The sequence below is a fragment of the Pontibacillus sp. ABV4_188 genome (genome assembly GCF_056311905.1).
The window spans coordinates 191,842-206,429 of record NZ_CM149975.1 but is presented as its reverse complement, the minus strand read 5'-3'; the positions used below and the strand labels follow the sequence as shown (position 1 = coordinate 206,429).

Annotated in this window: 17 protein-coding genes; 10 read left to right on the top strand and 7 right to left on the bottom strand. The window is 42.3% G+C overall.

The window, feature by feature from the left end; translation table 11 throughout:
* Positions 1–32 precede the first annotated feature (32 nt).
* The gene (locus ACYX4O_RS01185) at positions 33–335 is read right to left on the bottom strand and encodes a thioredoxin family protein (RefSeq protein WP_476356967.1); all 303 of its coding nucleotides are present in this window, start codon (positions 333–335) and stop codon (positions 33–35) included.
* 424 nt (positions 336–759) lie between these two features.
* Here ACYX4O_RS01185 and ACYX4O_RS01180 point away from each other — a divergent pair, with 424 nt between their 5' ends.
* From ACYX4O_RS01180 to ACYX4O_RS01135, 10 genes are all read left to right on the top strand, one after another.
* Positions 760–1,998: an ABC transporter substrate-binding protein gene (locus tag ACYX4O_RS01180; RefSeq protein ID WP_476353877.1), complete on the top strand. Its 1,239-nt coding sequence runs from the start codon at positions 760–762 to the stop codon at positions 1,996–1,998.
* Positions 1,976–2,836, top strand: a complete 861-nt coding sequence (locus ACYX4O_RS01175) for an ABC transporter permease (RefSeq protein ID WP_476353875.1) — start codon at positions 1,976–1,978, stop codon at positions 2,834–2,836. Before ACYX4O_RS01180 ends, ACYX4O_RS01175 begins: the two co-directional genes overlap by 23 nt.
* Position 2,837: 1 nt before the next feature.
* Complete coding sequence (locus ACYX4O_RS01170) at positions 2,838–3,647, top strand: ABC transporter permease (RefSeq protein WP_476353873.1); 810 nt, start codon at positions 2,838–2,840, stop codon at positions 3,645–3,647.
* Complete coding sequence (locus ACYX4O_RS01165) at positions 3,644–4,630, top strand: ABC transporter ATP-binding protein (protein ID WP_476353871.1); 987 nt, start codon at positions 3,644–3,646, stop codon at positions 4,628–4,630. Before ACYX4O_RS01170 ends, ACYX4O_RS01165 begins: the two co-directional genes overlap by 4 nt.
* A gap of 1 nt (position 4,631) precedes the next feature.
* Positions 4,632–5,285 (top strand): TVP38/TMEM64 family protein, encoded by a 654-nt coding sequence (locus ACYX4O_RS01160; protein ID WP_476353869.1) that lies wholly within the window; start codon positions 4,632–4,634, stop codon positions 5,283–5,285.
* Positions 5,286–5,305: 20 nt separating this feature from the next.
* Complete coding sequence (locus tag ACYX4O_RS01155; RefSeq protein WP_476353867.1) at positions 5,306–5,887, top strand: CDP-alcohol phosphatidyltransferase family protein; 582 nt, start codon at positions 5,306–5,308, stop codon at positions 5,885–5,887.
* A 15-nt stretch (positions 5,888–5,902) separates the two neighbouring features.
* The gene (locus ACYX4O_RS01150; protein ID WP_476353865.1) at positions 5,903–7,330 is read left to right on the top strand and encodes a dihydrolipoyl dehydrogenase family protein; all 1,428 of its coding nucleotides are present in this window, start codon (positions 5,903–5,905) and stop codon (positions 7,328–7,330) included.
* A gap of 182 nt (positions 7,331–7,512) precedes the next feature.
* Positions 7,513–7,950 carry an OsmC family protein gene (locus tag ACYX4O_RS01145; RefSeq protein ID WP_476353863.1) on the top strand — a complete coding sequence of 146 codons (438 nt, stop codon included), beginning with the start codon at positions 7,513–7,515 and terminating at the stop codon, positions 7,948–7,950.
* A 168-nt stretch (positions 7,951–8,118) separates the two neighbouring features.
* Entirely contained in the window at positions 8,119–8,226 is a 108-nt protein-coding gene (locus ACYX4O_RS01140) for a YjcZ family sporulation protein (RefSeq protein WP_084599696.1), read from the top strand.
* Positions 8,227–8,278: 52 nt separating this feature from the next.
* Positions 8,279–8,410: a YjcZ family sporulation protein gene (locus tag ACYX4O_RS01135; protein ID WP_084599704.1), complete on the top strand. Its 132-nt coding sequence runs from the start codon at positions 8,279–8,281 to the stop codon at positions 8,408–8,410.
* Positions 8,411–8,835: 425 nt separating this feature from the next.
* Here ACYX4O_RS01135 and ACYX4O_RS01130 read toward each other — a convergent pair whose 3' ends face one another.
* The 6 genes from ACYX4O_RS01130 to ACYX4O_RS01105 form a co-directional block, all read right to left on the bottom strand.
* Positions 8,836–9,639, bottom strand: coding sequence for a DUF368 domain-containing protein (locus ACYX4O_RS01130; protein WP_476353860.1), 804 nt, complete (start codon positions 9,637–9,639; stop codon positions 8,836–8,838).
* Between the two features lie 15 nt (positions 9,640–9,654).
* Positions 9,655–10,965, bottom strand: a complete 1,311-nt coding sequence (locus ACYX4O_RS01125) for a DUF2254 domain-containing protein (RefSeq protein ID WP_476353858.1) — start codon at positions 10,963–10,965, stop codon at positions 9,655–9,657.
* Between the two features lie 91 nt (positions 10,966–11,056).
* Complete coding sequence (locus tag ACYX4O_RS01120) at positions 11,057–11,866, bottom strand: ZIP family metal transporter (protein WP_476356965.1); 810 nt, start codon at positions 11,864–11,866, stop codon at positions 11,057–11,059.
* A 366-nt stretch (positions 11,867–12,232) separates the two neighbouring features.
* Complete coding sequence (locus tag ACYX4O_RS01115) at positions 12,233–13,216, bottom strand: NAD-dependent epimerase/dehydratase family protein (RefSeq protein WP_476353856.1); 984 nt, start codon at positions 13,214–13,216, stop codon at positions 12,233–12,235.
* A 151-nt stretch (positions 13,217–13,367) separates the two neighbouring features.
* Positions 13,368–13,658 (bottom strand): YkvA family protein, encoded by a 291-nt coding sequence (locus ACYX4O_RS01110; RefSeq protein ID WP_476353854.1) that lies wholly within the window; start codon positions 13,656–13,658, stop codon positions 13,368–13,370.
* 433 nt (positions 13,659–14,091) lie between these two features.
* Entirely contained in the window at positions 14,092–14,544 is a 453-nt protein-coding gene (locus ACYX4O_RS01105; RefSeq protein WP_476353852.1) for a GNAT family N-acetyltransferase, read from the bottom strand.
* Positions 14,545–14,588 lie beyond the last annotated feature (44 nt).

Below are 14,588 nucleotides of genomic sequence, written 5' to 3'. Positions count from 1 at the left end.
ACATTTGTGTGTTTGAAAACCGACCTTTTCAGTTATTTAAACGTGCTAGCCAAGAAACCTTGCACTTCCTCAGGCGTCTTCGCATCTGCACTATGAAGATGAGCGATCTTCTGACCATTCTGGAATACAAGGATACTAGGAATCCCCATAACCTCATACTTCTCAGCAACCTCAGGTAACTCGTCATTGTTAATCTCGAACCATTTATAAGCATTGTACTCTTCCACAATATCACCAATAAACATGTCCATACGCTTACAATCCGGACACCAATTCGCCGAGAACTTAATAATCACCGGCTCTTCTCCATTTATAAGATCTTGAAACGTATTCATCTCACGAATAAACTCCACTAAAACAACCTCCTTGAAATACTCTCACCCTATTTAAACATATCCCAACCAGAATCGAAACAAATGAGCACATTCATGTAAGTTGGATTACAGTTAATACTTTTATAATAAATGTATAATGGAATAAAGAAAAGCACAGGCGGGGTGCCCAGGGCCGTACGGATAAGACAGCTTTTCGGAAAAGGCGATTAGCCTTTGGAGAAAAGATGACTTATCTCGCTAGGCCCTCCCCGCCGGAGCTAGACACTAGAAAAGCACAGGGGGCTTGCCCAGGGGCGTACGGATAAGCAAAATGCCGGAAGTGGCGATCTATGATTACCACAACAATTCCTAACCTCAAACCAATTAAATACTGCTAATCTCAACTAGACAAAAACTATTTTCAAAGAAACAAGGGGGATTACACTTGAAAAAATTTATAAGCCTTTTTCTATTCATGCTTCTTCTAACAGCTTGTGGCAATGAAGGGGCTAAGAACAATAAAAACACCCAATCCTTACAAGACACCTCTTTTGAAGAGATCGAGGCTCAAGCTTCAGAAACCACTGTACGCATACATATGTGGGGAGGCGATGAAGGGATTAACAACTATATAGACGAATGGGTCGCCCCTCGCTTACAAGACCAATACAACATCAACTTAGAACGGACTCCGATGGACACAGGCAACATCCTGCAGAAACTTTACTCCGAGAAACAAGCAAGCAAACAGGATGGCACGATTGATGTCATTTGGGTAAACGGGGAGAATTTTAAAAATGCGAAAGAAAACGAACTTCTCTACGGTCCTTTTCGTGATCAATTGCCCAACTTTACAGATTACTACGAACAAGAAAATCTTGCGTTTGATTACGACTTCGGTACACCAACAGAAGGCTATGAAGCACCATGGGGTAAAGTCCAATTCGTTTTCTTATATGATCAAGAAAAGATCGAACAACCACCTAAAAACTTCGAGGAGCTTAAGACATGGATTAGTGAGAACCCTGGAGAATTTACCTACCCCAATCCAGATGACTTCTCAGGCAATGCTTTCTTAAGACACCTCCTCTATAAAGGGGCAGAAGATACCGATACACTCATTGAAGAGCCATTTTCTAAAGAGTTAGCAAAGGAAGCCGGCTCCTACATGTGGTCTTACTTGAATGATATTCAATCCGATTTGTGGAGAGATGGGAAGCACTATCCTGCTTCTTTAGCTGAATTAGACCGACTATACAGTAAGGGGGAGGTGTCGATGACGATGGGATATAATGAGGCGCGCGCTGAACATATGATTGAAGATGGAATTTTCAAAGAATCCACTCGTAGTTTCGTATTAGATTCAGGATCAATTGGAAACACTCATTTTCTAGCCATCCCTTACAATAGCCCAAATAAAGCAGGGGCCATGACAGCAATCAACTTCTTATTATCCCCAGAAGCTCAAACAGCAAAGCTTGAGCCTACCTATTGGGGTGATAACACACCGATCAGCTTAGATAAATTATCAGTTGAGGACCGCCAAGCTTTTGAATCATTAGACCGAGGTGAGAGCGTCCTATCAAACGAAGTATTAGACAGAAGCTTCCTTCCAGAAGCCGATGCCCAATATGTAGAGTGGATAAAGGAGAATTGGAAAGATGAAGTTATCAGAGACAAATAAAGCTTGGATTCTCCTAACTCCGGCCTTACTTTTTCTCAGTTTACCAGCCTATGGTTTATTTTCAGCCATTTGGACTAGCTTACATGAAAATGGTTCATTCACAACCAAGCATTATAGAGTACTCTTCCAACAAGAGGCGTTTTGGGAGTCTGTTGGGTATAGTGTTCGCATTACCTTAATTGCAACAGTGCTCTCTTTATTACTCGGGCTACTTCTTACAAGAGCCTTCACCCCTATCATCCAGAGTACAAAAGGAAAACTTAGCATTTGGCTCCCAATGATGTTCCCTCATTTTGTATGGGGATATATTGTTCTCCTCCTTTTTGAGCAGAGCGGTCTTATCTCCCAAACCCTTGTCGAAATGGGATTGATTAGCAGCACATCATCTTTTCCTATTATGACCAATGATCAAAACGGGATCGGGATCATCCTTACCTATGTAGGAAAGGAAACTCCATTTGTTGTCTTAATGTTGCTGCCGATCTACGCGAAACAACAAACCGGATATAAAGATCTCGTTCAGACTTTAGGTGGGGGGAAATTAGCTGCATTTAAAGATGCAGAATGGCCATGGGTGTTCCCGGTTCTGCTTGAAGCGGGTATTATCTTATTTGCCTTTATTTTAAGCGCCTACGAGGTACCGTTCTTACTCGGAGCCACCTTCCCTGAGATGATCTCCGTCTTAACCTACGATTGGTTTTATTCAGGAGATTGGAATGAACGCCCTCTAGCTTTTGCTTCCATGATGATAACTAGTATTTTAATCGGGATCGTTAGCTTTATCGCCTTTTCGGCTATGAACCGAAAACGGATGCTCCTTACGAAAGGACAGGATTAGTATGAATCATCTTAGCAAAAAGAAAAAAATACAGTTTTGGGCGCTTACCTTGCTCTTCTTCATCCTTCCTGTCGCATTTTTATTTTTGAAGAGCACCGTGTTGAATTTTGGTTTTGGCCGTAATGAAGACATTGAATTTTCCTTTATAGGCTGGGAAACGCTTTTCTCAGAGAGTCAGTTAATTCACGCAACCCTCGTTTCTTTAGGTATAGGAGCTCTTGTCGTTTTACTAAATGTAAGCATCGGCCTCTTAGCCGGAAAAGCGCTCGCCTTCTATTCATTTAAAGGGAAATCAGTAATCGAATCGCTCTTCCTCCTGCCTTTAATTGTTCCTTTATTGGCCATTGCGATGGGCATTCACGTCGCCATGATTCGTATTGGACTCTCAGATACGTGGATCGGCGTCGTACTTATACACCTTGTCCCTACTATTCCATATAGCATCAAAATGTTACAAAGTGGCTACGCTTCAATGGGGGCTGGAATGTTGCAACAAGCTCAAGTGCTCGGTACGAATAGGTGGCATCGCTTCTTTAGTGTTGAGTTGCCCCTCCTTATGCCCTCAATTAGAAGTACGGTTTTTCTGATCTTTGTCATCAGCCTTAGCCAGTATGTTATTACAGCCATTATTGGAGGCGGTAATGTGGTTACGCTCGCCATGATCTACTTCCCCTTCTTAAATTCAGCAGGTAGTACGGTACTTGCAGCGTTCTCAACCTGGTTTGCGTTGCTTCCAATTTTATTCTACCTTTCAATGGAGCTTTTACTATCGCTCCTTCCGTATCAAAATCCTTGGAGGACTCGTTTATGACATCATCGTTTATTACTGTAGACCATACATCGAAATCATTTCATAAAGAAGCGATTTTCTCAGACCTCTCTTTCACATTAAATAAAGGAGACATTTTAAGTATCGTAGGACCCTCAGGGAGCGGCAAGACCACCCTACTTCGATGTTTGGCGGGTCTTGAGACATTCTCAACAGGCACGTTTGTTATTAATAACAAAGACGTAACAACTTTAGAAGCAAATAAACGTCCGGTAAGCTTAGTCTTCCAACATCCTTTATTGTTTCCGCACATGACCATTCAAGAGAATGTAGCATACGGTTTAACCTTTCAAGGAAAAAAGAAAAAGGAACGGTTGCGTCTCGCACAAGAGTTAATCAACCAAGTTGGCCTTGTCGGTTATGAAAAGAGTTTTCCCTATGAATTATCAGGTGGCCAGCAACAGCGCGTATCCTTAGCTAGATCGTTAGCAATCTCACCAGATCTACTCTTACTCGACGAGCCTTTTAGCAGCTTAGATGTCCGCCTAAGAAATGAGATGCGAACTTGGGTAAGACAACTTTTGAAGGACCAGGAGATTACAGCAATCTTTGTGACACATGATAAAGAAGAAGCGATGCAAATGGGAGATTATGTAGGTGTCTTTGAGAATGGCCAGTTCCAACAAATTGGTGAGCCAGAACACGTCTATCATTCTCCCATTAACGCCTTTGTTGCAGATTTCTTTGGAGATCATTTAATTGTGGACGATGAAACATTCATTCCTGTTCAATCGCTTTTCCTATCAAAGACAAAACCAAAACAAGTAGATACCGTTTGGAAAGGCGTTATGAAGAACAAATTGCACGTTCACGGTCACACGCTTTATCAAATTTTCATAGAAGACTTGCACCAACACGTCACCGTTTCCAGCTCAATAAGACTCAATACCGATGAAATAACATACGTATCAGCACACCCTGATTCCGTTCAAACGTTTATAAATTCACAGCAAAGGAATGGGTAATATGACACAACTTAAAAAATGGATGAAACCGGCGATTGTACTTATCCTATTTGGTATAGCCGCATATATTGTTCGGTTTGAGTTCAATTTAGGGAAAGATGAGATTAGTGCATTTGTAAAATCCTTTGGATGGTGGTCGCCATTTATATTCTTTCTCATTTACGCGCTTGGCCCTATCGTTTTCTTTCCAACATCGATTCTTTCGTTGGTAGCAGGGTTCGTGTACGGAGTGTGGCCTGGCTTTCTCTATATTTTATTAGGAGCCACCGGCGCTGCAGCGACTGGATACGTAATGGGGCGCTTCTTTGGGGATTCACTCGTCAAAGTACAAAACTTCTCATGGTCTGAACAATTATTTACAAAGATCGATCAAAATGGGTTTCTATACGTTCTCATCCTTCGTCTTACTCCAATTGTTGGATTCGATCTCTTAAGTTATGTAGCAGGAATTACCCGGGTAAAATTCCGATCTTTCATTCCAGCATCTATGATCGGGATGTTTCCAGGAACGCTCCTTTACAGCTATTTAGGAGCAAGTCTTGGTACCGGTAATATAAAACAAATTATGTTAGCTGTCTCTCTTCTTCTTGCGCTAATGGCCATCACCTTTCTGTTTCGGGAACGGATTAAAAGGTGGCTTGGCTTTACAGGATAGAGGGCGCAGGAGGTGTAACCATGCTCGACACACACGCTAGAAAATATGTTCAACCTTCGATTGAGCACACATCGAAGTGGTTAACTAAGTTAGGTTTAACTGCCAATCAAGTCACGACAATTGCGTTTATTATCGGCATTGCTTCAGGCGGAATTTATGCCCTTGGTTTTCCAATTCTTGCTGTCCTGGCACTTTGGCTTTCTGGCTTTTTAGATGCCGTAGACGGAACGATGGCCAGAATGACAAAACCGTCTTCATTCGGAACAGTCATGGATATCACATTTGACCGAATTGTTGAAATCAGCATTATTTTAGGCATAGCTTATCTTCACCCTGAGGTAATGTGGCCCCTTCTTCTCTTAAGTGTTTCCATCATCTTCTCCATGACCATCTTCCTTACAGTTGGGGCTGTGTCAGAGAAGCAAGGAATTAAATCTTTTTACTATCAAGCGGGCGTAGCAGAGCGTACAGAAGGTTTTATATTCTTCAGCGTGATGATGCTATTTCCTTCTATCCTAATGTGGACGACACTCGCTTTTTTCGCCGTTGAAGTCTTTACAGCTATGCAACGCTTCATAGAAGCCAAACGAATCTTGTCATAAAAGGAGAGATGTACGATGAAACAGTACGACTTAATCATAATAGGTGGCGGGGCAGGTGGCCTTACCGTTGCTTCAGGAGCCGCTTCTTTAGGGGCCGAAGTAGCCCTAATCGAAAAACGCGAAGACTTAGGAGGCGACTGCCTACACTTCGGATGTGTGCCTTCTAAATCTCTTATTGAAGCCGCAAACGAAATTCATCACGCACGAAGCGTATCCAAGTACGGCGTACACGCCTCAGGCGACGTTGATTTGAAAGCGATCAATCAACGCGTCAAAGAATCAATCTCTCATATCCAGGAACATGACAGCATCGAACGCTTTGAAGAATTAGGAATTGATGTCTATATAGGGGGCGCCTCGTTTCGAAATGACCATGAAGTAGAGATCGAGCACCACGAGGAGCCTCTCTTTGGAAAACGCATCGTCATTGCAACAGGCTCTAGACCGAACGTCCCTCCAATCGAAGGGTTGAACGAAACAGGTTATCTTACAAATGAAACCGTCTTTGACCTTGAACAACTGCCGAAGAAAATGGTCTTTATCGGCGGGGGCCCGATTGGTCTGGAGATTGCACAAGCATACGCCCGCTTAGGATCTGAAGTTACCGTCCTTGAAGCAGGTCCAGGGGTTCTTGGCAAGGAAGATCAAGATATTCAACAGAAAGCCCAAGAGATTCTAGAGCGAGAACTCACGATCATCACGAATGCAAATGTAGAGAAAACATCTCGTTCAGATGAGCAGAATTATGTTCACTATTCGGTTAACGACGAAGAACATAAAATCGAGGCAGATCAAATCTTCCTCGCGACAGGACGCAAACCAAATACAGACTCTCTAAAACTTGATCAGGCCGGAGTGGAAATGAATGAGCGTGGATTTGTAAATGTTGATGACACCCTCCGCACGAATATTGGTCACATCTTTGCAATCGGTGACGTAAACGGCACACCGCCATTTACTCATGTCGCTGGTTACGAAGGGAAAACAGTGGTACAAAATGCTGTGTTTGGCTTAAGTCGAAAAGCTTCTTATGATTTAATACCGTGGAACACATACATTACACCTGAAGTATTCCACCTTGGCTTAACCCAAAAAGAAGCACAAGAAAAACATGATGGAGTCCTTCTCTACCATACAGACTTAGCGGACGTTGACCGCTTCGTTGCCGATCATAAAACAGAAGGATTTATAAAGATTATTACGGATACAAAAGGTCATATTCTAGGAGCACACGCAATCGGAAAAGGGGCTGGTGACTGGATGCAAGTGGCTGTTATGGCTGTTGAGAAAGGGATGAAAATTGGTGAACTTTCAAGTATGATTTACCCTTATCCAAACCACACAGCTGCCATTGAAAGAGCAAGCAACGAATACTGGAGAAGTAAGTTGTTTAGTGGAGTGGTCCCATCTATTACTGAAAAATATATTAAGTGGTTCAGGTAACTAAAAGAGCTGCCGATGGTTACACATCGAGCAGCTCTTTTGCTTTTTTAGCTCATGTTTTCTATCTCGTTTAAACCTAATGGGAAAGGGTACTACCCGAGTAGAATGTAATATACCTTACATCTTGAAACTTGTATAACCGCTATGATGAAAGAGAATCACAATAAAGGAGGAATTGAATCATGGCAGAACAAAAATTTCAGGTAACCACAAACTCCAAAGGTATGAAAACTGAAATAAAAGCAGACGAGCACACTTTTGTTATAGACGAACCTCAAAAAATGGGAGGCACAAATGAAGGAGCTGACCCTCTTTCAACCCTCCTTGGCTCCTTAGCAGGTTGCGAAACCGTGGTCGCAAACATGGTTGCAAAAGAAATCGACTTTGATTTAGAAAGCATTGAATTTACTATTGACGGCTCCCTTGATCCCCGCGGATTAATGGGTGATGAGAACGTACAGCCTTACTTCCAAACGGTTAACGTTCATGCAATGGTTCATACTAGCGAAACACAAGAACGAATCAATGAACTTCAACGCATTACAGACAAACGCTGTCCCGTTTACACGACCCTAAAAGCCGCTGGGGTTAAACTAACACCTAACTGGGAAAAAGCCTAACCTAACTCAGGAAGCCGCCTTTTAAGGCGGCTTTTTCTGTATAAATCATCCCCCCTCCCCCTTCTCTAGGCAAACGTCCATTTTTAATGAATTCGCGGAAGAACCCAACCAAATCCGGGTCATCTGCATATTGTAGTAGAGAAGTCAGATCTTGAAGGAGGGATTCAAATGAGTGAAGGATACGGCACAGGATTCGCGCTCGTCGTGGTTCTTTTCATCCTACTGATCATCGTAGGAGCATCGCAATTTGGAGGACACGGTGGCTACGGTTACTAAGTCTAATGAAAAATAATTGAATCTCTTAAGATCATTAAAGGAGGAAGATGTTATGTACGGTTATGGTGGATACGGTTGTTGTTACGGAGGCGGCTACGGCGGTGGCTACGGAGGAACATTCACACTCATCGTTGTACTATTCATCCTACTAATCATCGTAGGCGCAACAGCATTTAGGTATTAAGAAAAGCGCAGGCGGGGTGGTCAGGGCCGTACGGATAAGCAAGCTACTGTAAGTCTGCACAGCAGACTGGAGGTAGATTGCTTATCACGCTAGGCCCTCCCCGCCGGAGCTAGATCAAATGAAAAGCGCAGGGGGCTTGCCCAGGGCCGTACGGATAAGCAAGCTACTGTAAGTCTGCGCAGCAGACTGAAAGTAGCTTGCTTATCGCGCTAGGCCCTAGCCTCCGGAGCTGGATCTAAGAAAAGCGCAGGGGGCTTGCCCTGTAAAAAGAGGAAGTTCGACTAAGAGCCACGTCAATAGCCAACGTCGAACGACCCCACCTCGTGTGGGGCCTTATGAAAAGCACACACAACTACCATAAAAAAGAGGTCATCCCCAAAAGGATGACCTCTTTTTCATATGAAACCCTACGAATCCTAATGATCCTAATACTCAACTTTCCCTAATAAATAAGCAACCAACAAGCCACCAATAAACGTAATCAAGCAAAGAATTAGATCACCCGGAAACCCCGGAAAAACAACAAAAACAGATCCAATCACAAGACCGATTACGGTTGCGTACGTATGAGATGGGAAACGTTTGAACAAATAACGGATTGCCTTACTACTTATTAGAAGACCGACAGCTACACCTGCTCCAATTAGAGCGATGCGTCCGATTTGAAGCTGGGATACAGCTTGTATAGCCGTTTCATAAACTCCCACTAAAAGTAAGAGGAAAGAACCACTGATACCTGGTAAAATCATAGCCATACTTGCCATCCAACCTGAGAAGAATAACGCGATCATTTGCCCGGTGGACAAGCTCCCTTCCCATGCTTCTGGCTCTCCTGTCTCAAGAAATGCCATAGACGCAACGAGCGCAGCAAAAACAAGCAGGAAGACCATGTGACTCCCTTTAAAGTTTTCTTTATAATTAGCTTGGTGTAACAGGAAAGGGATAACGCCGATAATTAGTCCAAGAAAAAAGTAAAGGGTCGCTTGTTCGTGGTGTTCAAACAAGTACTCAATCAATTTACTCAACGAAACAATCGAGATCCCTACTCCGATCCCCAAAGGAACAAGAAAACCTATATACTTCTTCCACTCCCGACTAAAAACACCTGAAATCGCCTCAATTAACCGGTCATAAATCCCCAATAGGACAGCGATTGTTCCCCCACTTACACCTGGGACAACGTCACTTGCTCCCATCATCATTCCTCTATAAATGTTTCTCCACTCCATAAATCTCTATCTCCTTTAAATCACAGGTTCCTTTTGACAATGCTTGGCCAATTTAGAAGCAGTGTCTCGTATTGCATTAAGGTCTACTTCATGATACCCCTCATCTTTAATTCCATCAATTATATAAACAGCAAATTTCCAAATATCCTCAATGATCTCACCTTCATTTACAAGAGCTGTTTTATATAATGCTTCTAATACTCCGTTCATGACAGAAACATCATTTTTCCCGTATAAACGGATCTGGTAAAAGCTTTTATAAAGATATTCACTATAGGGCTTGGGGTTGAGTACAATTCTTAAACGTTCCTCATTATCTGTATAATAACGAAAGGGTTTGTATTTATGTCCTAGTTCAGCTAATAACGACCCGATTCGGTTAATGCAATTAATAGCCGTGTGAGGGTCATTTATCCCAGGAGATATAGCCCTAAGGGCAATCTCCACTAATTTTTGTATCGAGAATTCAATATCCTGTAGACTCGTTCGTTCCTTCCCTACAATCATACAATTCAAACCAGCACTTTCATTTATGTCCGCTTCTTCTTCGTTTGTTCGATAAGAAAATAAAGGAATTCCCTTCTCTACGTAATCGCCAACTTGTACGTGCATCCACGCCGTTATGTCGTTTTGCTTTGCCCATTGTATAAATGCTTTAAACTCAATATGCTGCAGATAACCCGAACGCTCCACATATACCACTTGGTTAAGGTTAGATTGAACTTGTTCTACTTCTTTTTGGTCCCACTCCTGAAAAACATCATACTGCTTCTCAGAAAAAGTCCTCCCAATTACATCATATGTTTCATGTTGAATTTTACCTATTAAATTATTCACCTGCACCCAGCGAGTTGAATGGTGAATAAAGACGACAAAGAACCCAAGTGTCGTAATGGCTACTACAACGGTAAGGAACGGGCTGGCAAGAAGGCGTTCTTTATCTTTGGTGAGAAGGAGTAAGTTGCATAGCGTATAAATAAACCCAAACACATAAACACCTAACACGTGCTGTGTTGTTCTGTCACTCATAAAATCTTGTAACGTTCTTGGAGAGAATTGCTGTGAGTACGTCGTTAATACAACCATGATGGAAGAGAAGCTAATAGTCGTCATCGTTAAAATTGATGTGATCAGAGCTGTATATAAAGACATAGCTACACTTCGATTGGTCAGAAATAAAGATGGAATAACTTTTGCAAAATCCTCAACGAAAAACAGGTCAGCTAGCGTTGTTACTCCAACTGCTATAATTGAAAGAATGCTGTACACACTCGGCAGGAACCAGTAACTATTTCGTATACGTAACCACCACGCCGTATTTCTCATATGTAAACCCCTTTCTATTACCAATAATATATTGTTGTACTAGAAGCCTAAAAAAATCCCCCTGCATCTACATTTGATCAGGGGGGTGAATTTATCCTAATGCAACATCTAAAGTCATCATAACGGCAAAGCCAATCAGAAGACTAATCGAAGCGAGCTCAGTATTCCCTTTTTCCTGCGAGCCTGGAATAATCTCTTTTGCCACAACAAAAATCATCGCACCGGCCGCAAAGCTTAATGCGTAGGGAAGAAGAGGTTCGATGTAAATAACCGCTGTTGCACCAATTAAAGCGCTTATTGGTTCAACCATACCAGAGAATTGCCCAAAGAAAAAGCTCTTCTTACGTGACATCCCTTCCCGGCGTAGCGGCATTGATACAGCAACGCCCTCTGGGAAGTTCTGAATTCCAATCCCAATACCAAGCGCAATAGCTCCAGCTAGTGCAGCTTCTGAGAAGGAAGAAGCTAACGCACCAAAAGCCACACCGACCGCTAACCCTTCCGGAATATTGTGTAGCGTCATCGAAAAGACTAGTAAGGTCGTCCGTCGTTTCGTATCATTGGTATCAATATCATGCAAGTATGGGTTATTCTTAAACATTGGCAACAATTTATCTACTAATAGTAAGAAGAACCCACCTAGCAGGAAACCAACAACCGCAGGGAACCACTGGGGAACTGCCTGGTCTGATGCCATCTCTATTGCTGGAGCAAGTAAAGACCAATAGCTGGCTGCAATCATAACGCCCCCGGCGAAGGCAAGCATACTATCCATAAATTTCTGGTTTGTGCCTTTTGAGAAGAAAACAAGAGCCGCGCCGGCTGCTGTCATCCCCCACGTGAATAAGGTAGCAATGAGAGCTTGCATAACAGGAGCCATTGATTTAAATCCTTCATATATTGCTTCAAATGCTGTAATCATGTCTGTTTCACCTCTTTTTATTACTATATCCTGTCGAAATTTGCGCATACGCAAATTTTATTGTCGAATTCATTTTATATGGTTTTATGAAAGATCGTCAACGTTTAGGGGTTAGAGCTATATAAAAAAACAACCCGGGATACCCAGGTTGCTTTTCATTTTCATTTTACAGGTAGTAATCTTGCAATTTGTTCTTCTATGACAACACGCTCGTCCACCTACTTCCCTTTATACTCTTACTGTTTAGACGGATATCATTGAATCTTATTACACAAATATGTGAATTTCTATTAAAACTCATAAAAAACCCATACTTCTTTATAGAAGTATGGGTTTTGCCTTACCTTACTTACAGCGCCTTACAATCGTCGCTTCTTTATCTGGTTCAATGCCAACACGCATATCTGTATCTTCTCTGGACTCAAACCATTTCCTCGTATCTTCGATTGTTTCTTCTAACTTTCGGAATGTTAGTCCTTTCTCTCTCGCTTTCTTGTTCGAAGCAAGAATAAAGCCGTGGGGATGATCTTCTGAGACAGGAATCCAAAGTGGGAGGTCAGAGGATGGTTTTGCGTCGTTATCTAACAAGCACTGATCACTAATCCACTGATCTTCCGCATTTGGATTTTGTTTAATGAGTGCGTCGACGAACTTCTTCATTGTTAGTTCTTCATCATATCCGACCGCATTGTATGTGCCGGTTTCCTCCTGTTCAGCCATTTGGATGATCCATTTTGAAAGGTCACGGGCATCAATCCACTGTATAGGACGATTTTGTTTCCCCGGAACGAGTACTTCCCCTCCGCGTCCAAAACGCATGACCCAATAGGTGAAACGATCAGTTGGGTCATGAGGACCTACGATGATGCCAGGTCGTATGTTAAGGACCTTGCCCGGCATAACTTCTTCAAGCTTCTTCTCGGCTAAGGCCTTCAACGGGCCATAGGTTTCGGCATTTACTTCTTCTGTTGTTTCGTCCTCTAGTTTTCCAACAGGATAGGTTTCGTCTACGTATTTCTCGTGAAAATCGCGGTATGCTGAGATAGAAGAAATAAAGATATATCGCTTTACGGAGTCCTTTAATAATTCAGCTGTAGCTGTTGCCTGACTAGGTGTATAACCTGAGGCGTCTATAACCGCGTCCCATTCTCGACCCTTTAATGCCTCTAAATCATCAGAGCGGTCCCCTATTAATTTTTCAACATCCGGAAATAAAGCCTGGTTCGTACGACCACGATTAAACAAGGTCACCTCATGACCGTTTTCTAATGCCGCTTCTGTTAAATGACGCCCAACAAAAACCGTGCCACCTAAAATTAATATGCGCATAGTAGCGCCCCCTTTAGTTCATGATCAGAATATGTAAAAGGTTTTCCTTTTCCTTATACATTCGAAACGCACCTGCTTAATTCCTCTTTCATTGGATGTGTTAAAGGAGATGATTAAAAAAAGATCTCGGATAGATGGAACTCCGAGATCTTTACGTTCTTGCTTGACCATCTAGGGCGTACTTATCCTGTAGAGATGGTGGGGCCATCTTTACGATTTGTTGCAGAACAAAAGTGAAAATCGTCACATCATCAAGCACCCCGAAAAACACAAGGAAGTCAGGGATAATATCAAAAGGAATAACAATATATAAGATTAAAAAGCCCACAGACAGAATTTTTTTCTGAATGGGGACTTGCCGGGTCGTAAAAAACTCCCACAAGAACGGAACAGATTTACGAACATTAAACAAAAAGCGTATTCTCCTCCAAATCTTACGCATACCTTCACCCACATTTCATTCATACTTTTAATAGGCTCCTCGTATAACCTTACCCGCTGCGCGTTCATATGTATCATTTTTCACCATAAAAAATGCATGCCTGATGGATCAGCATGCATTTGAAAGTAAACAATTAGCATATATTGTTGAGCTGGAAATGAATTTATAGCTTGTTTCTTCATCATTAAAGTTTGCATAAGCCATGAAGATAAAAATGGCCGTTAGAATAATTAAAGCCATTATGAGAAAGATTACCTTCCACAGCAAAGTAATACTCTTTTCATTACTCTTCTTCACTGCCACATTCATCGCCCCTTCCACCCCTTAGAATGCACCGAAACCCTAAAATTACTCATGCTTCATCTAATTAAAGGGTGCCAGACACCCTTTGGTGCGGTGATGCAATAGCGAAGTGACGCGTGTCTGGCACCCTTTAGTGCTGTGCAGTGTTTAAGAGCATGTCTACATGAGGGATGCCGTCTTCAAGGTAGACTTGACTAATATTGGTGAAGCCAAGTGATGTGTAGAAGTCATTTAAATAGTGTTGGGCTTGAATTTTGATGGCCGGTTCTCCCCACGCTTGAAGAATGGTATGTAGCGCTTTGTCTAGCAACAGTTGAGCATGACCTTCGCCTCTTCTTGATTTTTTCACGAAGATTCTCCCAATCGACGCTTCTTTATATTTAATGCCAGAAGGAAATAATCGACAATAGGCTACTATTTCTCCATCGTCTTCAAGCCAGAGGTGCTCGGCTTGATCATCATCTCCATCTACCTCAGGATAGGGACAGTTTTGTTCTACTACAAACACCTGAACCCGCTCCTTGAATATATCGTGCAGCTCCCTTTTGCTTAACTCTTCATACGATTTTAGCTTCCACTCCATGTAAGACATCCCCCTCTAAAACGTTTATTTCATTATAAGGAATA